The 19,003-nt window shown below is 64.2% G+C and carries 16 protein-coding genes; 8 read left to right on the top strand and 8 right to left on the bottom strand.

The genetic code is table 11. The annotated features are described in order from the left end of the window. Window positions 1-71: 71 nt before the first annotated feature. The 7 genes from NTZ43_12665 to NTZ43_12635 all read left to right on the top strand — a co-directional run bounded on the left by NTZ43_12665 (window position 72) and on the right by NTZ43_12635 (window position 11,313). Window positions 72-2,099 (top strand): 3-hydroxyacyl-CoA dehydrogenase/enoyl-CoA hydratase family protein, encoded by a 2,028-nt coding sequence (locus NTZ43_12665; GenBank protein MCX5768063.1) that lies wholly within the window; start codon window positions 72-74, stop codon window positions 2,097-2,099. 45 nt (window positions 2,100-2,144) lie between these two features. After that, window positions 2,145-3,701: a DHA2 family efflux MFS transporter permease subunit gene (locus tag NTZ43_12660; protein ID MCX5768062.1), complete on the top strand. Its 1,557-nt coding sequence runs from the start codon at window positions 2,145-2,147 to the stop codon at window positions 3,699-3,701. Window positions 3,702-3,753: 52 nt separating this feature from the next. Beyond that, window positions 3,754-4,116 (top strand): hypothetical protein, encoded by a 363-nt coding sequence (locus NTZ43_12655; GenBank protein ID MCX5768061.1) that lies wholly within the window; start codon window positions 3,754-3,756, stop codon window positions 4,114-4,116. A 23-nt stretch (window positions 4,117-4,139) separates the two neighbouring features. Continuing rightward, window positions 4,140-5,543 (top strand): M20/M25/M40 family metallo-hydrolase, encoded by a 1,404-nt coding sequence (locus NTZ43_12650; GenBank protein ID MCX5768060.1) that lies wholly within the window; start codon window positions 4,140-4,142, stop codon window positions 5,541-5,543. A gap of 26 nt (window positions 5,544-5,569) precedes the next feature. Continuing rightward, window positions 5,570-7,846, top strand: a complete 2,277-nt coding sequence (locus NTZ43_12645) for a DPP IV N-terminal domain-containing protein (GenBank protein ID MCX5768059.1) — start codon at window positions 5,570-5,572, stop codon at window positions 7,844-7,846. 15 nt (window positions 7,847-7,861) lie between these two features. Continuing rightward, entirely contained in the window at window positions 7,862-9,448 is a 1,587-nt protein-coding gene (locus tag NTZ43_12640; GenBank protein ID MCX5768058.1) for a M28 family peptidase, read from the top strand. Between the two features lie 107 nt (window positions 9,449-9,555). Further along, window positions 9,556-11,313 carry an acyl-CoA dehydrogenase family protein gene (locus NTZ43_12635; GenBank protein ID MCX5768057.1) on the top strand — a complete coding sequence of 586 codons (1,758 nt, stop codon included), beginning with the start codon at window positions 9,556-9,558 and terminating at the stop codon, window positions 11,311-11,313. Between the two features lie 116 nt (window positions 11,314-11,429). On the opposite strand, the gene NTZ43_12630 is transcribed toward NTZ43_12635, so the two are convergent. The 4 genes from NTZ43_12630 to NTZ43_12615 all read right to left on the bottom strand — a co-directional run bounded on the left by NTZ43_12630 (window position 11,430) and on the right by NTZ43_12615 (window position 13,938). Continuing rightward, on the bottom strand, window positions 11,430-11,948 hold the full coding sequence (locus tag NTZ43_12630) for a Rieske 2Fe-2S domain-containing protein (GenBank protein MCX5768056.1): 519 nt from the start codon (window positions 11,946-11,948) through the stop codon (window positions 11,430-11,432). Window positions 11,949-11,954: 6 nt separating this feature from the next. Further along, window positions 11,955-12,455 carry a hypothetical protein gene (locus tag NTZ43_12625; protein MCX5768055.1) on the bottom strand — a complete coding sequence of 167 codons (501 nt, stop codon included), beginning with the start codon at window positions 12,453-12,455 and terminating at the stop codon, window positions 11,955-11,957. Window positions 12,456-12,562: 107 nt separating this feature from the next. Continuing rightward, complete coding sequence (locus NTZ43_12620; protein MCX5768054.1) at window positions 12,563-13,423, bottom strand: Rieske (2Fe-2S) protein; 861 nt, start codon at window positions 13,421-13,423, stop codon at window positions 12,563-12,565. 2 nt (window positions 13,424-13,425) lie between these two features. After that, window positions 13,426-13,938, bottom strand: a complete 513-nt coding sequence (locus NTZ43_12615; protein MCX5768053.1) for a hypothetical protein — start codon at window positions 13,936-13,938, stop codon at window positions 13,426-13,428. 232 nt (window positions 13,939-14,170) lie between these two features. On the opposite strand from NTZ43_12615, the gene NTZ43_12610 reads away from it, so the two are divergent. Further along, complete coding sequence (locus NTZ43_12610) at window positions 14,171-16,132, top strand: ABC-F family ATP-binding cassette domain-containing protein (GenBank protein ID MCX5768052.1); 1,962 nt, start codon at window positions 14,171-14,173, stop codon at window positions 16,130-16,132. A gap of 14 nt (window positions 16,133-16,146) precedes the next feature. On the opposite strand, the gene NTZ43_12605 is transcribed toward NTZ43_12610, so the two are convergent. The 4 genes from NTZ43_12605 to NTZ43_12590 all read right to left on the bottom strand — a co-directional run bounded on the left by NTZ43_12605 (window position 16,147) and on the right by NTZ43_12590 (window position 18,989). Further along, a complete protein-coding gene (locus NTZ43_12605) occupies window positions 16,147-16,782 on the bottom strand; it encodes a hypothetical protein (protein ID MCX5768051.1) in 636 nt (211 codons plus the stop codon). Window positions 16,783-16,897: 115 nt separating this feature from the next. Continuing rightward, window positions 16,898-17,368, bottom strand: a complete 471-nt coding sequence (locus tag NTZ43_12600) for a hypothetical protein (GenBank protein MCX5768050.1) — start codon at window positions 17,366-17,368, stop codon at window positions 16,898-16,900. Further along, window positions 17,365-18,417, bottom strand: a complete 1,053-nt coding sequence (locus tag NTZ43_12595) for a hypothetical protein (GenBank protein MCX5768049.1) — start codon at window positions 18,415-18,417, stop codon at window positions 17,365-17,367. Before NTZ43_12595 ends, NTZ43_12600 begins: the two co-directional genes overlap by 4 nt. Further along, window positions 18,414-18,989 (bottom strand): DUF421 domain-containing protein, encoded by a 576-nt coding sequence (locus NTZ43_12590; protein ID MCX5768048.1) that lies wholly within the window; start codon window positions 18,987-18,989, stop codon window positions 18,414-18,416. Before NTZ43_12590 ends, NTZ43_12595 begins: the two co-directional genes overlap by 4 nt. Window positions 18,990-19,003 lie beyond the last annotated feature (14 nt).

Raw genomic sequence — 19,003 nt, 5'->3', positions numbered from 1 at the left:
CCCTGTCATCGATGGCTCGCGCCGCCGGCCCCCGTGGCCGTGCCGGACGGCGGGCCCGGAGAATCAAGGCCATGAGCTACCGCTTCAGGGATCTCAGCATCGACAAGATCGGCGTCGTCGGATCGGGCAATATCGGACCCGACATCGCCCTCTTCTTCGCCAAGGCATTCCACGCCCACGGCGTCCCCGTGGTCGTGGTGGATGTCTCCGCTGACGCCGTTGCCCGCGGACGCGCGAAAGCCGAACAAAAGATTGCGAAAGGCCGAGAGACCGGCGCCTTCAAGCCGGCCGCCGCCGACGCCATGCTCGCCGCCCTCACCTTCACCACTGACTACGCCGAACTTGCAGGCGCCAGTCTCGTGATTGAAGCGGCCACCGAAAATCTCGACATCAAGCGCGCCATCTTCACGCAGCTTGAGTCGCTCTGCGGACCCAACACCATTCTCGCCTCCAACTCCTCCCATATTGAACCGGAGGAGATCTTCGGCGCGCTCGGCGCCACCACGCGTGCCCGCACCGCGGTCATTCACTATTTCTTCCCCGCCGAGCGAAACCTGCTCGTGGAGATTGTGCCGGGACGCGACACCAACCCCGTGCACACCCGCGCCCTCATGGGGCTCTACGAAGAAATCGGCAAAATTCCCGTGCTCGTCGGCGGACGCTTCGGCTATGCCGTCAATCCGGTCTTTGAAGGGCTCTTCCTCGCAGCCGCGCTTGCCGTGGAAGACGGCCTAGGCACCGTGAAAGAGGTGGACACCGCCGCCAAAATCGCACTCGGACTCGGCGTCGGCCCCTTCACCGCCATGAACCTCACGGGCGGCAATCCCATTACCAACCATTCGCTCGACGTCATGACGTCGAAGTTGAATGCCTGGTTCCGCTCACCACGCCTCATGAAAGAGGCGATGGCCGCCGGCAAGCCGTGGGACGTGCCCAAGCGCGACGAAAAAGTCGAGATGACCGCCGCACAGCAAGCCACTATCGCCGACACCATGCTCGGCGCTTACTTTGGCCTCGCGGGCGAAATCCTCGACAGCGGGATCATCACTCTCGCCGATCTCGAACTGGGCGTGGAAACGGGGCTCGCCATGCGCGCGCCCTTTGCCATGATGAACAGCATGGGCGTCAAGCGCGCCCTCGCGCTCGTGCAGGCGTATGCCGCAACGCATGCCGGATTCCCCGTGCCGCGCTGCATCACCGAACAGGCCGCCGCTGGCACACCGTTCCGTATTGAACATGTCATTCGGCACGACGACGGCGATGTGGCGGTGCTCACTATCCGCCGCCCCAAAGTGCTGAACGCGCTCAACGACGACGTCTACGACCAGCTCACCGCACACGCCATGGCGCTGCGTACCGATGCCGCCATCTCCGCCGTTGTGATCACCGGCTTCGGCCCCAAGGCCTTTGTCTCCGGCGCCGACGTGAACTTCCTCGCCGCTATCAAGAGCCCGGCAGACGGAGTCACCACCTCCGAGCGGTCCAAAGTACCGGGCAATCTTTTTGAACAGCTCGGCAAACCGGTCATCTGCGCCATGAACGGTATGGCATTCGGCGGCGGGAACGAGCTCGCCATGTGCTGCACCGCCCGCCTCATTCGCGCCGGACTCAGCGTGGCCATCGGTCAGCCTGAGGCGAACCTCGGCATCGTGCCCGGCGCGGGCGCAACACAACGGCTACCGCGTCTGGTAGGCGTAGAGAAGGCCGCCGAAATGCTACGCACCGGTCACACCCTCTCCAGTCGCGACGCTGTAGCGAGCGGGCTCGTGCGCGCCGAAGTGGACGGCGATGTGGTGGCCGCGGCCATCGCGCTCGCTCGCTCCGCCGTACGCGGTGAGGTCACGCTCACCCCCATCAACAGCGGCCCGATTGAAACACCCAACACGCTCCCCACGGCGGAACTCGGGCACCTGAGCACGGCGACCGACGCACTCATCTCGCGCGCCATCGTGGAAGGGTGCCGCAAGCCGCTCGCCGAGGGGCTACGGTTTGAATCTGAGATGTTCGGCGCCTGCTGTGCCACCGAGGATATGCGAATCGGCGTATCGAACTTCATTACCAATGGCCCGCGTGCCAAGGCGGAGTTCGTACACCGGTAAACCGAGGGGGACGCCCGCCACGCGGGTTGGCGCTTATCATTCGGCATGTCTGCAACTGACGAAGGCGAACCACATAAATACATCATCGCGTTCGCGGTGACGTTGGCGTCGTTGCTGCAGGTGATTGATGCGTCCATTGTGAATGTCGCCCTCCCCGACATGATGGGGAACCTCGGCGCGTCGCTCGACGAAATCGCCTGGGTGTCCACCGGCTACATTCTCGCCTCGGTGATTGTCATTCCCCTCACCGGGTGGCTGGGGTCGTTTTTCGGGCGGAAGCGCTACTTCGTGGGGTCTGTGCTGCTGTTCACCGCCGCGTCGTTTATGTGCGGCGCCTCGCATTCGCTGGGCGCGCTGATATTCTGGCGCATCGTGCAAGGCATCGGCGGCGGCGCGCTGATGACGACGTCGCAGGTGGTGCTGCTCGAGGCATTCCCGCGCAAAGAAGCGGGCACCGCCATGGCACTGTTCGGTCTAGGCGTGATGGTGGGTCCCACACTCGGCCCCACGCTCGGCGGATGGATCACGGACAACTACAACTGGCCGTGGATTTTCTATATCAACGTTCCCCTTGGCATCCTGGCCGCGATGATGATCGCCGAGTACGTGCACGATTCTCCGCACCACCGGCGGGCGCCGAGCGTGGACTACACAGGGATCGCGCTCCTCATCATGAGCGTGGCCGCGCTGCAGTACCTGCTCGAGCACGGACAGCGCGAAGACTGGTTCGATTCACGGATCATGATCGGCCTCGGCATTCTCAGCATCGTATCGGGCACGGCACTCGTGTGGCGAGAACTGACGATTGACCATCCGGTGATCGACTTCCGCGTGCTGCGCCACCGACAAATGTGGGTTGGCACCATCCTCGGCATCGTGATGGGGATGGGGCTCTTTGCGTCGGTCTTCACGCTCCCTGTGTTCCTGCAGGGCAACCTCCGGATGACCGCCCAGCAAACGGGCATGGTGCTTTTACCCGGGGCGGCCGCGACGGCCCTATCGATGGTGGTGTCTGGGCGACTCAACGCGCGGTACGATCCGCGCGCACTGGTCGCCGCCGGAGCGCTCATGTTCGTGGGCGCGATGTGGCAGCTCTCGCTCATCACCGCCGATAGTGGCAGCCGTGATTTCTTTTGGCCGCTGATCATTCGCGGCTTCGGACTCGGCCTGATGTTCGTGCCGCTCACGACCATCACACTCGCCGACCTGTCGCATATCGAACTGCCGCAGGCAACGGGGCTCTTTAATTTCTTTCGTCAGCTGGGCGGATCGCTGGGCATTGCCGGCATTGCCACCGTGGTGTCATACAACACGGTGCTCTATAAGGCCACGCTCACCGAGCATGTGACGCGCTTTGACCCCGCAAGCCTCGCGCGGATTTCAATGCTCGAGCGCGCCTTTCAGGGCCGCGGGGCCGATTTTGTCACCGCGCATCAACGCGCCCTCGCCATCGTCGATCGGCAGATTGCCGGACAAGCCAGTGTGATTGCCTATTCGCGAACGTACATCTTGGCTGCGCTCTTGGTGCTTTCCATTGTTCCCCTGCTTGCCCTGGTTCGGGTCACGCGGAGCAAAGTGAAACACGAACTGATTCTCGAGTAGATTACTGGGAGCCTGTCGTCAGTCTGGACTTTTACCTCTGAGGCAACGAGCGATGGTCGAAATCACTGTGCACGGCGACACCATCACCTTCGAAATCGAAGGCATGGACAAGCTCTGGGCACTCAAGAGCCGGCTCGACATTCCGTTAGCGCATATCAAGGGCGCCCGGGTGGACAACGAGGCCGCTAAGGGATGGTGGCATGGGGTCAGGCTGGGTGGTTCCGACCTCCCCGGGGTCATCACCGCCGGGACCTTCTACCGAAAGGGACGGATGGTGTTTTACGACGTCCACCACCCCGACCACACGATCATCGTGGACCTCGACCACGAGGACTACGACCAGCTCATTCTGCAGGTGCGGAACCCTGAGACCGAAGTACAGATGATCAACGACGCGGCGGGGCGGCGGAGCTAGCCGGAGCGTCGTATCTTATATAGATGCGACTCTCCTCTCTGATTGGCGCCCTGCTGGCTTCGGCCGCGGCGCTTCCGGCCCAGTCTCCCGTTCGTAGCAATGTGCAGGTCACGGCCCGCGAGGTGCTCGCGGAACTGATTGGCATCAACACTGACCACGACTCGGGGAGCACCACGGTCGCGGCACAGGCCATTGCCAAACGGCTCCTCGCCGCTGGCATCCCCGCCGCGGACGTGCACGTCATTGGTCCGGCCAACTCCAAGAATCACAATCTCGTCGCGCGCCTGCACGGCACCGGTGCGCGCAAACCGCTGTTGCTGCTCGCGCACCTCGACGTGGTCACCGCTCGTCCGAGCGACTGGACCTTGCCGCCTTACGCGCTTACCGAAAAAGACGGCTTCCTCTACGGCCGCGGTACGAGCGACATCAAGAACGGCGCGGCCGTGCTCGTCGCGGCCTTCCTGCAAATGAAGCGCGATGGTATCACGCCGGACCGCGACGTGATTCTCGCCCTCACGGCCGGTGAGGAATCAAACCCCGACTACAGCGGCGTGGAATGGCTGCTCGCCAACCACCGCGATTTGATTGACGCCGAGTGGTGCTGGAACGTGGACGGCGGCGATCCGCTCATCCTCAAGGGCAAGCGCATCATGCGCACCGTACAGGCGAGCGAGAAAGTCTACGCTTCGTATCAGCTGGAAGTCACCGGCGCGGGCGGGCACAGTTCGCTGCCCCCGCGCGACAATCCCATTTACCGTCTCAGTGCGGCACTTGTTCGCCTGCAAGCCTTCGATTTTCCAGTAGCGTTGAGCCCGGTCACGCGTGGTGCGTTGGCGGGTGCCGCCAACTTTGAACCCGCGGCGATTGCTGCCGATTTGCGCCTCGTGGTGGCGGCCAAACCGGACGCGGCTGCCGTCAAGCGCCTCTCCGCAGGGTCACCGTTCTACAACGCGCAGATGCGCACCACCTGCGTCACCACTATGCTCGAGGGTGGTCACGCTGAGAACGCGCTGCCGCAGCGCGCACGCGCCACGGTGAACTGCCGCATTCTCCCCGAGGAGTCGAGCGACTACGTCCTCGAAACGTTGCGCAAAGTTGTGGCCGATTCGCAGGTGAAGTTCTCAGTGGTGTCGCCCGCCACGCCGAGCCCACCATCGCCGCTCCGCCCCGACGTGATGCAAGCCGTGGAACGAGTGACCAAGGCGTTTTGGCCCGGCGTCCCCGTAGTGCCGCAGATGGAGACCGGCGCCACAGACGGCGCCGTGCTCCGCAACGCCGGACTGCTCACCTACGGCATTTCATCGATTTTCCTCGACCGTGACGACATCCGTGCGCACGGCCGCGACGAACGCATCATCGTAAAAGAGTTCGACTCGGGCGCCGACTACGGGTACGCGCTCCTCAAAGCGTTCGCCACCAAGAACTAACGCCGTTTCCCTTTTTCCAAATCCATATGCGCCGCACGCTTGTTACCGTTGCCATCCTGCTCGCTGCACCGCTCGCGGCGCAGCAGCGGCCCGCCGATCCTGCGTTGCTTACCGTGGAGCGCATCTTCGCGTCCCGTGAGTTTCGCGCGGCTGGCTTTGGCCAAATCCGCTGGCTCGACGACAGCACCTATACCACGGTCGAAGCCGCAGCCGGAGGCAAAGGCGCAGAGTTGGTGCGCTACGACGCCGCCTCAGGCAACAAGCGTGTGCTGGTGACCGCGGCACAGCTCACGCCAAAGGGCGCGAGCGAACCGCTCGAGCTAGAGGATTACGCCTGGTCGGCCGATCACGCCAAGCTCATGATCTTCACCAACTCCGCGCGCGTCTGGCGCGAGAACACGCGTGGCGATTTCTGGGTGCTCGACGTTGCCTCGCACCGCCTCGCCAAACTCGGCGGCACCGCCGCCAAGCCCTCCACGTTGCAGTTTGCCAAGTTCTCACCCGACGGTACGCGCGCCGCGTACGTGCGCGAGCACAATCTGTTTGTGGAATCGCTGGCCGATGGGCGCGTCACGCCGCTCACGCGCGACGGCTCGGTCACCACGATCAACGGCACGTTCGACTGGGTGTACGAAGAAGAACTCTACATGCGTGACGGCTTTCGTTGGAGTCCCGACGGTACGCACATCGCGTATTGGCAGCTCGACGCCAAAGGCGTGCGGGACTTCTTGCTGATCAATAACACCGATTCGCTCTATTCGTTCGTCACGCCCGTGCAGTATCCCAAGGCCGGCACTACGAACTCCGCGGCGCGCGTCGGTGTGGTGAGCGCCAATGGCGGCGCCACCACGTGGCTCAAGATTCCCGGCGATCCGCGCAACAACTACCTCGCGCGCATGGACTGGGCCGCCAACTCCAGCGAAGTCGCAGTGCAGCAACTCAATCGCCGACAAACGCAGAACACGCTCTGGTTTGCAAATGCCACATCCGGCGCCGCGCGTTCGGTGCTCGTGGAAAAAGACAGCGCCTGGCTCGACATCTCGGATGACCACGTCGGCTATGGCCCTGGTCCGTCGCTGCATTGGTTCGACGGCGGCAAGTCGTTCTTCTGGCTGAGCGAGCGCGATGGCTGGCGCCACGCATACGTCGTGGATCGCGATGGCAGCACGCGGCTCGTCACCAAGGGCGCGTACGATGTCATGCGCGTGGTCAGCATCGACAGCAAGGGCGGCTGGCTCTATTACGAAGGCTCGCCGGAGAATGCCACGCAGCTCTCACTCTGGCGCAGCAAACTCGACGGCACCGGCACGCCGGAGCGCCTCACCCCCGCCGCCGCGCGCGGCGTGCATAGCTACGACCTCGCGCCCGGTGGCGCGTGGGCCGTCCATTCCTTAAGCTCGTGGGGCGTGCCGCCGAGCACCGACGTCGTGCGGCTTCCCTCGCACACCGTCGTGCGCACGCTGGTGACGAACGACGCGCTCAAGGCCAAGCTTGCGACGCTCAAGACCGGACCGCAGGAATTCTTTCAGGTGGAGGTCGGCGGGGGCGTAAAGCTCGACGGCTGGATGATGAAGCCCGCCGATTTTGATCCCGCCAAAAAATATCCCGTGCTGTTCTACGTATACGGCGAGCCCGCCGCGCAGACGGTGACCGATGCGTGGAGCGGATCGCGTTGGCTCTGGCACCTGATGCTCACACAGCAGGGCTACATCGTCGCCAGCGTAGATAGCCGCGGCACACCAGCGCCCAAGGGACGCGACTGGCGGAAAGCCGTGCTCAATCAGATTGGCGCGCTCCGCGTGAAGGAACAGTCAGCGGCGGCACTCGCCATCGGCCGACGGCCGTATGTGGACTCTACGCGCATTGGCGTCTGGGGATGGAGCGGCGGCGGGTCATCCACGCTCCTCCTCATGTTCCGCGCACCAAATGTGTATCGCATGGGCATGTCGGTCGCGCCGGTGGCTGACGTGCGCAACTACGACACCATCTATCAGGAACGCTACGTCGGGCTTCCCACCACCGATTCGCTCGCCTACCACGACGCCTCGGCCATCAATTACGTGAACGGGCTCAAGGGCGACCTGCTCGTGGTACACGGTTCTGGCGACGACAACGTGCACTTTCAGGGCACCGAGCAGCTCATCAATGCGCTCGTGGCGGCCAATAAGCCGTTTACGATGATGGAGTATCCCAACCGTACGCACGGTATTTACGAGGGGCGCGGCACCACCGTGCACCTCTACACCTTGCTCACGCGCTATCTCAAAGAACACCTTCCCGCTGGTCCCTCGGTCACGCCGTAACCCTAGCCACAAACCATGCGCCTCTCTCTCTTCGTTACTTGCCTTGCTGTGGCCGCTCCGCTTGCGGCGCAGGGCACCAAAGCCGTCACCAAGTATCCGGACGCTCCCGCCGCGGCGATGGCCGCCATTCGCGAAAGCGATCTCAAACGTGACCTCTACGCGATGGCCGGCGACGCCATGCGCGGCCGCGAGGGCGGCACGCTCGACGAACTGCGCGCCTCCGCCTGGCTCGCCGACGAACTTCGCACGATTGGCGTAAAGCCCGCCGGCGAAAACGGCACCTATTACCAGTGGTGGAACATGCGCCGCACGCGCATCTCCACCGTGGCCAGCTCGGTGAAGATTGGCGCGCTCACCCCGGCGCTGTGGACCGATGTCGTGCCGAACGGAAACGCCGAAGCAGACGCCGTGGGTCTTACCATCTTTGCCGGCGACGGAAGCGATTCCACCATCGACCTGCACGGCAAGATTGCCGTCGTGACGATGTCGGCGCCCGCGCAGCCGGTGCGGGAGGTCGGCACCTATTCGTTTGAGTACCGCTATGCCACGGCCGCACTCACCGCGACGGTGAATCGCTTTCGAGGCCGCGGAGCCGCCGGGCTCATTATCATCGCCGATTCGATTACGGACGTCGGGTTCACCGCCGCGTCCGTGATGCGGGCGCGCGGCGCCTATGACGTCGAGGGAGGCGTACCGCGGTTCGCCGTGACTACCGCCGGAGCTCCGGGTGCGGGACGCGGCGGCAATGCCGCGGCAGGCGGCGCAGGGGGAGGACGCGGTGGAGCCGGCGGTACCGCTCCAGCAGCTGTTTTGCTTGTCCGTCAGTCGATGCTTCCCGCTCTTCGCAGCGGCGGCGCGGCGGCAGAAATCCATTTGCGCGTGGAGCGATTCGACGCTCCGTCGGTGAACGTCGTGGGTGTCATTCGCGGAACTGACCCCAAGCTGCGCGATGAGTACGTCCTGTATAGCTCGCACCAAGACCACGATGGCGTCCGCTACGAAATGGCCGGCGACTCCGTCTGGAACGGCGCCGACGACAACGGCTCGGTGAGCGTCGCACTCCTCGCCACGGCCCGCGCCTTCGTCAAGAATCCGGGCAAACGCTCCGTGCTCTTCGTCTATCACGGCTCCGAGGAACGCGGCCTGCTCGGCTCGCGCTGGCATGCCGCACATCCCGTGGTCCCGCTCACGCAGATTGTGGCCGTGCTCAACGGCGACATGATCGGCCGAAATAATCCAGATTCCGCGTCGATCATGGGCATTCAGCCGCCGCACCTGAACTCCAGCGAGCTTGTCGCGATGGCCCTCGCGGCCAATGCCAAGACGGGCAAGTTCCAACTGGATTCTATCTGGGATCGCCCGACGCACCCCGAAGGGTGGTACTTCCGAAGCGATCACCTCCCCTACGCGCGACTCAACGTGCCGGCGATCGAATACTCCACCAACCTGCACCCGGACTACCACACGCCCCGGGACGAGCCCTCGCGCATTGACTACGCCAAGCTCACCCGGATGACGCAGTGGATGTACCTCACGGGCTGGTACGTGGCCAACGTCCCCAAGCGACCGGCGCTGGAGCCGGGATTCAAGCTCGAACGCTAACCGGCAACCACACGCCGGCGGCGAGTCGTTCTAGATTCCATACACAGTACCCCGAACGGGCATCCCAGCGGGGATGCCCGGTTCGTTCCCCCGCACCGTACCGACCGATGACCGCCCATCTCGCAGATCCCGATCGCAACCCTTCGTTCACCAAGGGACTTTTTCTCGGCGAAATTCGTGAAGATCTGATCTTCCCGTTTCCTGAGATGGCGAAGGATGAAAAGGAAAATCTCGCCGCTGTCCTCGATGCCTTCCGCTCTTGGGCGGCCGATACCGTGGACTCCGCCAAGCTCGACCACGACGGCAAATTCTCCGACGAGGTTCGTCACGGGATGGCCGAACTGGGGCTGATGGGACTCGGGATCCCAGAGGCCTACGGCGGCTTCGGCGCCAGCGCGATGTTCTTTAGCCGAATGTTCGCCGAGGTCGGCGCCACCGACGCGGCGCTTTGCGTGTACTTCGGCGCGCACCAATCCATCGGCTGCAAGGGGATTACGCTCTTTGGCACCGACGATCAAAAGCAGCGCTGGCTTCCTAAGTGCGCCACCGGCGAAACCATCGCTGCCTTCTGCCTCACCGAAGCCGGCTCCGGTTCCGACGCGCAGTCCATGCGCACCACCGCCGAACTCAGCGCCGACGGCACGCACTACCTGCTGAACGGCGAAAAAATCTGGATCTCCAACGCCGGCTACGCGGGCCTCTTCACCGTCTTCGCAAAAGTGGCCGTCGAGGTGGACGGCAAGATCAAGCAGCGCGTCACCGCGTTCATCGTGGATGCGCACGCCGCCGGCATCACGCTAGGTGCCGCTGAGCAAAAGATGGGAATCAAAGCCAGCGACACACGCACCATCAGCTTCGTCAATGTGAAAGTGCCGGTCGAAGACCGCATCGGCGATGTGGGGCACGGTTTCAAAATCGCCCTCGAGATTCTCAATAGCGGCCGCCTTGGCCTCGCCGCCGCCTCCACGCGCGGCGCACAACGGGTGCTGGAAATGGCGCTGGCCTACGCCAAACAACGCGAACAGTTCGGGCGCCCCATCGGCTCGTTTGAAATGCTCCAGCGCAAGTTCGCCATTGGCGCCGCCGATATTTATGCCTCGGATGCCGGTTGGATGCTCACGGCCGCGATGGTGGACCGCGGCGGCATCGATTTTTCGCTTGAGACGGCGGCGTGCAAAGTGTATGGATCGGAACTCGTCTTTCGCGCCTCCAGCGACGCCCAGCAGATTGCCGGCGGCATCGGCTACTCCAAAGATTACCCGTACGAGCGCGCGTTGCGCGACTCGCGCATCAATCTGATTTTTGAGGGCACCAACGAAATCTTGCGCGCACTCATCGCGCTGAGCGGCCTACAGCAGCCCGGCGAGCACCTCAAGGCCATCGGCAAGGCCTTCAAGGATCCCATCAACTCGCTCGGCGCTATCGGCTCGTACATCGGCGGGCGCGTCAAACGTCAGCTCGTGAAGCCCGAGTTCACGAAGATGCACCCGATGTTCTCCGAGGAGGCCGACATGGTCACCACGGTGATCCACGACCTCGCGCTGAACGTTGAGAAGGCACTCATTGAGCATGGCAAGAATATCATCGAGCGCCAGTTCCTCCAGGAGCGGATGGCCAACGCGGTGATCGACATTTACCTCTCGACCGCCGCACTCGCACGCGCCACCTCCGCGATCGCCGCGAAGGGCGAGGCCGGTGCCGCGGCCGACATCGACCATACGCGCATCTTCGTGCCGATGGCCATGCGGCGCGCACGGCGCGCGGTACGTGCGCTCGAAAAGAATCAGGACGCGCGCCTCTCCGCGCTCGCCCTCGCAGCGCTGGAGAGCGGCAAACTATCCGTGCCGCTGCCGATCGAAGAGTAGGCAATCTGCACTAGCAATAAGAAGGGGCGCCGTCTGAGACGGCGCCCCTTCTGTCTTTCTATCACCCGACTCGCATCGCTACCGCGGCGCGCCGCTCCGCGCCGCGCCGCCGGATATTACGCCGGGATGAACGCCTCTTTCCACTTGGCACCATCCTGGTCCTCTTCGTACAGCTTGTCGAGATCGGCCACCACCGTAGTGCCCGCCTTGCGCACCGCAAAGCGATCCATCGAACGCGTCGCACGCCCTTCGATAAACACGCCTTCGGCCGTGTACTTGGATTTGTGCTTCGGGCACTGAAAACGCCGATCGCCGTCGAGCCACTTGAGCGCGCTGTTCTGGTGCGGACAGGTCACCGCCATCACGAACACCTTGCCCGCCGTACGCACAATGAACGCGTCGTTGTCCTTGTCCACGTTCACGCCGTCGGCGGCCGGAATGGGATAGGTCACCTCTTTCCCTGCGCGCCCCAGCGATTCAATGAAGCGCACGGGCAGCGCCGCCGCCGGTGTGCCGGCAACGGCGAGCAACGCCACGGCGGTGGCGGCATCACGCAAGAACATGCGCCGCCCCACGTCACAACTCGTGCAGGACGCTCCGCTCTCGCGGTTGTGTTCTGGTTTCAACGTGGTCATCCCCGGTTAGCTGGCGCTTACCAACACGACGCCAACGAGCGTCGTCGTCAGCCAGAGCACGAGGCTTGCGACCGCTCCCATCGTGAACCGTTTCCAGAGCGGATTCGACGGCGACGGGTCGAGACTGAGCCGTTGCTCCGTACGCATCACGTTGTAGCCGTTGGCGAGCAACACCACAAAGAGCCCGATCTTCAGCCAATACACCGGCGACACCAAAAAGGTCTCGGCGTCAGCCAGCATCATGAGCAGGCCGCTCACCACCATGATGCTCATCGCGGCCACTACCGGGCGGTGAATACCAGCAAAGTCACGCAGCACGCGACGGCGCTCATCGGCGTCCGCCGTGCGGGCACGCAACGCCGCGCGATCCGAGGCCACCGCAAACCCGCCGCCGATCAATAACGCCCCGAGGTGCGCGTAGGTGACCGCGGCAGAAACAGCTTTGGAGTGCGAATAGATATCCGCCCATGGCTTTGCGGCGTCCGCAATCGTCTGAACAATCGACATCGTGAGTCCCAGTGCAGGTCGGCGACGCGGCCGGGGAGGGATCGGCGCGACGCGAGGTCAAATATATAGACGCGAAACAGCCGCAGCCTGTTCAATCCGGCGAAATACTAGGGGTCCCGTTCGCCGCCCGAGGTGGTTCCCGCCCCTGTCACCGTAATCGTGACGGTCCCCTTTGTTGCGTCATACACGGCCGCCAGTTGCGTGAGGTTCGACGTCCGCTGGCCGCTGAGCCACTGCCCCGTGGAAGAAAAGCGCGCCCCGTGCCGCGAGCAGTTGAAGGCGCCACCCTGAATGGACACCGTGGCCCCCTGGTGCGGGCAACGCATCGACAGGGCCACATAGCTACTCTGCGCCGTACGCACGAGCGCCACCGGCCGCGAGGAGTTGCCATCCACACGGGCGATTCCACCCACCACCGCCAGCGCCGGCACATTTGCCAGCGTGACGAGTAACTGCGAACCGTTCGCCACAGGCGTCGCTGGCGTGGTCTGCGCCGGCGCCGCAATCACCAGCGTGCCGGCCGCCGCGTCGTAGGTCACCGGGTACGATGTGAGATTGGCCGTCGCCTGACCACCGGTCCACACACCGGTCGCCGAAAACTTGGCGCCGTGATTCGGGCAGAAGAAGCCGCTACCCTGCACCGTCACCGTCGTCCCCTGGTGCGGGCAAACCAACGACAGCGCGACAAAAGTACTCGTCGCCGATCGGACGAGTGCCATCGGCCCACCAGTCGCCGTGTGGACCGTCACCATCCCACCCACGCTGGCGAGCGCAGGATAGTCGGCCAACCGAAAACTCAGCCCGCTCGACGGCACCACGTTCGCCTGCGGCGAGACTGGATCCCACACGCCGGTTCCGCATGCGTCGGCGAGCAACGCCGCCACCGTCGCAAGCGTCGCCTGCGACAGGAAGGTACGGCGGTCGAGTCCGCCGCAACCGCTGCAGCGTCCTGTCGTCGCGTCCGACATCGTCAATCCTGCCGGAAGGGCGAGAGCATCATCACATACGAGAGCAGCGCGGTGCTACCAGAAATGATCGCGGCGGACCGATGTCGGTCACGCGCCGACCCAGAATATTTTGCTTCTTCTGAAATCGAGCCGACATACACAAATCCGGCGTCCGAGAGCAGCATGAGCGCAGAGTGCACGGTGCGCCACGTGCGCCCAGCGGGGTCCGCACGCGAATCCCACCAGTTCCAGGCCCCGGTGACGGTATTGGCGGCAAACAGCGCCGCTACGCCGGTCGCGAGCATGGGATGCACACTCTTCACCCATTGAGGACTGTCCGTCCCCTTGGTGACCAACGTCTGCCCCGTGAGGTACTGACCGATGAACAACGGAATCGTCGCGTAGCTCGCAAATTTATGAATCGCGACGCGCGTCTCGTACAGGTCGCTGTATTCCACCGCTTTCACGCGCGGACGGCGTGGCGTGGTGTCGGACGCCAGACTTGGCACCGCTCCAGCCCCCAACAACGGTGACATTGGGAGCGAAGGCGCCAAGGTTGCGATGCCCGAGGTGCCCGCCGCGGGCGACGAACTGACCGCCGGAAATGCCGGAACGGTGCCTGGCGGCTCAGCTTGGACCAGAATCGTATCCCGGCCAAATAGCGACAACGCAACAAGCAGAACGAACATAGGTGCCGGCGTTCGGGTGGCGGGGGGCCGATTGTTTAATCTAAACCGCCGAGCGCGGATTCGTTCCTCGCCAGTACCCATGCCACCTGCACGCGGCAATCTTTCCCCCGTGACCCTGCTCTCCCTCTCTGAAATCGCCATCGAATTCGGCTCCACCACCCTCCTCCGCGATGTGACGGTTACCGTCGCTGCTGGGGAGCGCTGGGGGATCGTCGGTCGTAATGGCTGTGGCAAGACCTCGCTCTTCAAGATCATCACCGGCAAGCTCGCCCCCTCCAAGGGCGCCATTGCACGGCAGCCGGGGATGCGCATCTCGCTCCTCGACCAACATCGTGACTTTGGCGAAGCCACCACGGTGTGGGATGCCACGGCCCGCGCCTTTGCTGACCTCCTCGCCCTCGAACTATCGCTGGCCGAACAGGCGGCCCAGCTCGCCGAACTCGGCGAAAAAGCCACGCCGGCGATGCTCGCGAAGTACGGTCACGACCTCGAAACATTCGCACACGAAGGCGGCTACACCTTTCACGCCCGCGTGGATGCCGTACTGCAGGGACTCCGCTTCGACGCCGATGACGCCAAAACCCGTCTCCTCTCCACACTCTCCGGTGGCGAGCGCGGTCGCGTGGGACTCGCTGCACAGCTCGTGGCCCCCGCCGATCTTCTGCTCCTCGACGAACCGACCAACCACCTCGATCTCGAGACCACGCTCTGGCTGCAGGACTATTTGCGCGATCTCAATGAGACCGTGATGGTCATCAGCCACGACCGCGCCTTCCTCGACGAAGTGGCCGACCACGTCATCCACCTCGAGAGCGGCACCGGCGTCACCTATCGCGGCGGCTACTCGGCGTTCGTACAGCAGCGCGCCGAACGCCGCCTCGCACAGGAGCGGCAGGCCGATCAGCAGCGGAAGATGGTCAACAAGGAAGAGGACTACATCCGCCGCAACCTTGCCGGGCAAAACAGCTCGCAGGCCAAGGGACGCCGCAAACGCCTCGCGCGTTTACCGCGCCTGACGCCGCCACCAGGCGAAGACGGCGCGATGACGCTACGGCTCGAAATCCATGAGCGCGGCGGCGACCGCGCGCTCATCGCGGACCACCTCACCGTTGGCGTGGAGGGACGCACCCTCGTGCTCGACTTCACCGCCACCGCGAATCGCGGCGATGTCATTGCCCTCGTGGGTCCCAACGGCGCTGGAAAATCCACGCTCATCAAAACACTCCTCGGCGAACGCGAACCACAGGGCGGCGAAGCCAAACTGGGCGGCTCCGTCACCGCCGCGTATTTCCGTCAGGATCTCGATCAGCTCCCGCTCGATCGCTCGCTCTATGACGTCATCGGCGACCTCCGCCCGCTCTGGACGCGCGGCGCCATTCAGAACCACCTCGGCGCCTTCACTTTCTCCGGCGAAGAAGTGTTTCGCTCCACGCGCACACTCTCCGGCGGCGAACGGGCACGACTCGCGCTGGCGGTGATCGTCCTGCAGCGCGCCAACCTGATCGTGCTCGACGAACCCACCAACCACCTCGACGTCGAGTCAATCGAAGCCATCGAAGACGCGATCGACGAATACGACGGCACGGTGTTGCTCGTGAGCCACGACCGCGCGCTGCTTCGCGAACTGGCCACGCGCGTCTGGGCGTTCGATGGGGAACGCCTCGCGGACTTTGGCGGCCCGTTCGTTGAATGGGAACGGATACAAAAAGATGCCGCCCTCGCGGAGCGCGCGGCCGCCGCACTCGCGAGCGACTCTCGCAAGGAACAGGAAAAGGCACGCGCAAAAAGGAATGCGTCGTCGCAGGCCGTGGAGCACGCCACGCGGCGCACCAATCAAAAGGCGGTCGCGCTCGCTGAAAAAGAGGTGCAACGCTTTGAGCTGACGGTTAACAACCTGCGCGACGCGCTCGCTGACCCCGCGCTCTATGATGGATCGTCTACGAATGCCAAACGCGCCGGACAGCTCGACCGCGAGCTCACCGACGCGCTCAAAACACTCGACAAGGCCTTGGCCCGCTGGGCCGACCTCGCGGGCGACTAACGCCCCCGCCGCGATCAATCGCGGCGGAGCGGCTCCAACATCATCACGTAACTCGCGAGCGCCACGCCCATCGAGGTGAGCGCCCACGTGCGGTGCGCCGATTGCTTGCTGTAATCGAACCGCGCCTGCGAGCCGAGGTTGCCCGCGACGGCAAACCCAGCATCGGACGCGAGCATGAGCGCCGCGTGAATCGTCCGCCAGGTGCGCCCTTTTTCATTGCCGCGCGTCTCCCACCAGTTCATCGCCCCCGTCACCGAGTTCGCGGCAAAGAGCGCACCGAGCGCGTACCCGAGTGGGCGATGGGCGTTGGTGGCCCACTGCGGCCGCACTTTTCCACTCCGGTCGGCGTCCCAGATGGCGGTGCCCGCGAGATACTGCGCGGCAAAGAGCGGCACCGTCGCATAGCTCGCAAACTTGTGAATCTGGAGCCGCGTCTCGTACCCCTCGGAGATTTCCACCGCTTTGGCGCGGGGGCGCACGGTATCCGCTGGCGATAGCGCGAAGCCTAGGCTGAGCCCGTCCACGGCGCGCTCCTCACGGGTCGTCATACCAATCCCGACCGGAACGTCGCGCGGTCCGATCGCCGACGCACGATCCACGGTATCGGCGGGGCTCAGCAGCAACGCACCTGCGATGACGAGGGTAAACATCGGCGGTTCTCCGGAGGGAAGTGGGGGCGCGGGGCACGAAACAGTACCCCGGCGACACCGGAAAGTTTACACGTCAACCATTTCTATCTCAAGTCTCGCTATCGGCGAACCCTGGCTATTCGGCGTCCGTCCGCAGCTTGCGATACGCGGCAATCGCCTGTCGCACGGCGAGCACGGCCGAGGCGGCGAACTCGAACTCCAAATGGAGTTCGCCCATCCGCTCCGGGTTGTGCCGGCTCAGGTGTAGCGCCGCCGCATCGCCGGACTGCGCCCGCCGCTGATACTCGCGACTGGCATGCCACAACGTGTTGGCCACGTGCCACAGGGTCTCGTCGCAGGCGCCGCGGCCTTCGGACGCCGCCGCCTCATACTCCTTGAGCCGCCCCGTCAGATGTGCCGCGCTCAGCTCGCACAGCATGGCCGCATCGCGCAACTCGTCATCGGCGCAGTGCTTCTCGAGGAGCCGCGACACGCGCTCGTGCTGACGGCACGCTTCGAGTGCGGCGCGCAACAGTGCGTCGGCGGAGGCGAGCAGCGCAACAGTGCTTCCGCTCGGGGGGGTCTGCACCTGCTTGGACGGCGTCATAGGTGACCGGGTAGAGATATTCGAACAATGTGTGAGGCGGCACGCCCCGACAAGGGCAACCCGGCAGACGGTGCGGCGGTGGGTACGGCGGGCCGCACGGAGGGCCGTACCGCGGGCCGTACTGCGGGCCGTACGGCGGGCCGTACGGCGGGAACCGGCGCATCGTCAGCCACAAACGCCAGCGCGTCGCCACGCGGACTCATGGCCAGCCGCGAAATATTTTTTACGCCGTACGGTGCGAGATCAGCCGCCACCTGCCACGCGCCGTCGGCCCACACATAGAGCGTGGTCCCGGCCGCCGTCAGAAGCATCCCGCCCCGCGAATACACGTGGTAGCCGTCCTCGGCGCCTTTCGGTGGATGCATCAATCGTCGCGTCGTGTTCGTGCGGAGATCGAGTTCCGAAATCCAACTCGCGCTGTCCTTCACCATCTGTAAGAATGTCACGGCATCGCGCCCGGGAACTTTGGCCAGTGCGCGGCCAATATCCCGCGCCACAACCTGCGCCGAACCGGTGCGATCATCCGCCACCTGCAGCGTCGCCGGCGGAGCGGCGGGCGCACCCAATGCCCCACCCAGCACAAAGAGCACCAGCTGATGGGCCGACGTCCACACGTGGTAGCCCACCGGCTTGATGTCGGTGAGCACCAGCGACGGCGCGCCTCGGCCACTGAGCGGAAACTTCCAGAGCCGCTGCGTCGAATCGGCTTCCACGCGCACCACCGAAAAGAACTGCCCATCTGGTGTGACGAGCGGCGAATACTCGCTTTCCGCAGTGCGGGTCACCCGCTCGGGGACGCCATCCGGCAGTGTGATGCGCCAGCTGTCGGCCTGCGCGTCCTCGCCAATCACCGTGTACAACACCGCACGGCCGTCCGGCGTGAACGACGGCTGATTATCATATCCCGTGCGATGGGTAAGGTTGCGCGGCGTGCCCACGCGGAGCACCGGCGCCGACTCGACAATCGGCACCACCCACACATCCGTTGACGGGCGCCCGCCTTGCGCGGAGAACGCCCCAGCCGCCACACACCACACCACGCCGATCACGCTTTCGCTCCTTCGAGTGCACCAAGCCGGCGATCAATCGCGTCGAGCCGTTGCAAAAGCTCCAGATGAAAACGCTCGGGCTCCGTGGGCTCCTTCATCGAAAAACTCAACGCACCGCTCACTTCGAGCCGAGCGCTCTCCACGTCGCGCATGTGCTCAATCCCCTGCTTGCGCGCCGCCGCTTCCAATTCTTCACGCGTTATGAGATTGTGCCGCAACGAGGCACGCAGCACCTTGCCTTCGCGCACCAGTTCTTCCGAGCGCCCTTCGATCAGCCGCCGAAACCGCGGGTTGCGGTAGGACAGACGCACGAGCGCCTCGTTCACCAAGAACAGCACCGCCGCTCCAGCCAATCCACCGATCAGCGAATTGTCATTGCCAATAATCGCGTTCTGCACCGTGTTCGAGAGCAGCAAGAGCACAATAAAATCCAACGGATTGAGCTGCCCGAGCTCCCGCTTGCCGAACAACCGCAAGCCCGCGACGAGAAACGCATACACCAGCACGGTACGCGCGGCCTTCTCGCCAAAGGGAATGCCGAACGTCATCATGTCTTGCCAGATCGCGCTCATCAAAACTCCGGGTG

The organism is Gemmatimonadota bacterium, assembly GCA_026387915.1.
Classification (GTDB): Bacteria; Gemmatimonadota; Gemmatimonadetes; order Gemmatimonadales; family Gemmatimonadaceae; genus Fen-1231.
Note: the sequence above shows the minus strand (reverse complement) of the source record. Positions and strands in the feature narration are given on the sequence as shown.

Excerpts from the sequence above, each read along its gene's own strand:
- NTZ43_12610 (MCX5768052.1), top strand. The coding sequence starts at position 14,171 with ATGCCACCTGCACGCGGCAATCTTTCCCCCGTGACCCTGCTCTCCCTC.
- NTZ43_12615 (MCX5768053.1), bottom strand. The coding sequence starts at position 13,938 with ATGTCACCGTTGTTGGGGGCTGGAGCGGTGCCAAGTCTGGCGTCCGAC.
- NTZ43_12635 (MCX5768057.1), top strand. The coding sequence starts at position 9,556 with ATGACCGCCCATCTCGCAGATCCCGATCGCAACCCTTCGTTCACCAAG.
- NTZ43_12650 (MCX5768060.1), top strand. The coding sequence starts at position 4,140 with ATGCGACTCTCCTCTCTGATTGGCGCCCTGCTGGCTTCGGCCGCGGCG.
- NTZ43_12600 (MCX5768050.1), bottom strand. The coding sequence starts at position 17,368 with ATGACGCCGTCCAAGCAGGTGCAGACCCCCCCGAGCGGAAGCACTGTT.
- NTZ43_12640 (MCX5768058.1), top strand. The coding sequence starts at position 7,862 with ATGCGCCTCTCTCTCTTCGTTACTTGCCTTGCTGTGGCCGCTCCGCTT.
- NTZ43_12665 (MCX5768063.1), top strand. The coding sequence starts at position 72 with ATGAGCTACCGCTTCAGGGATCTCAGCATCGACAAGATCGGCGTCGTC.
- NTZ43_12590 (MCX5768048.1), bottom strand. The coding sequence starts at position 18,989 with ATGAGCGCGATCTGGCAAGACATGATGACGTTCGGCATTCCCTTTGGC.
- NTZ43_12660 (MCX5768062.1), top strand. The coding sequence starts at position 2,145 with ATGTCTGCAACTGACGAAGGCGAACCACATAAATACATCATCGCGTTC.
- NTZ43_12625 (MCX5768055.1), bottom strand. The coding sequence starts at position 12,455 with ATGTCGATTGTTCAGACGATTGCGGACGCCGCAAAGCCATGGGCGGAT.
- NTZ43_12655 (MCX5768061.1), top strand. The coding sequence starts at position 3,754 with ATGGTCGAAATCACTGTGCACGGCGACACCATCACCTTCGAAATCGAA.
- NTZ43_12630 (MCX5768056.1), bottom strand. The coding sequence starts at position 11,948 with ATGACCACGTTGAAACCAGAACACAACCGCGAGAGCGGAGCGTCCTGC.
- NTZ43_12620 (MCX5768054.1), bottom strand. The coding sequence starts at position 13,423 with ATGTCGGACGCGACGACAGGACGCTGCAGCGGTTGCGGCGGACTCGAC.
- NTZ43_12605 (MCX5768051.1), bottom strand. The coding sequence starts at position 16,782 with ATGTTTACCCTCGTCATCGCAGGTGCGTTGCTGCTGAGCCCCGCCGAT.
- NTZ43_12645 (MCX5768059.1), top strand. The coding sequence starts at position 5,570 with ATGCGCCGCACGCTTGTTACCGTTGCCATCCTGCTCGCTGCACCGCTC.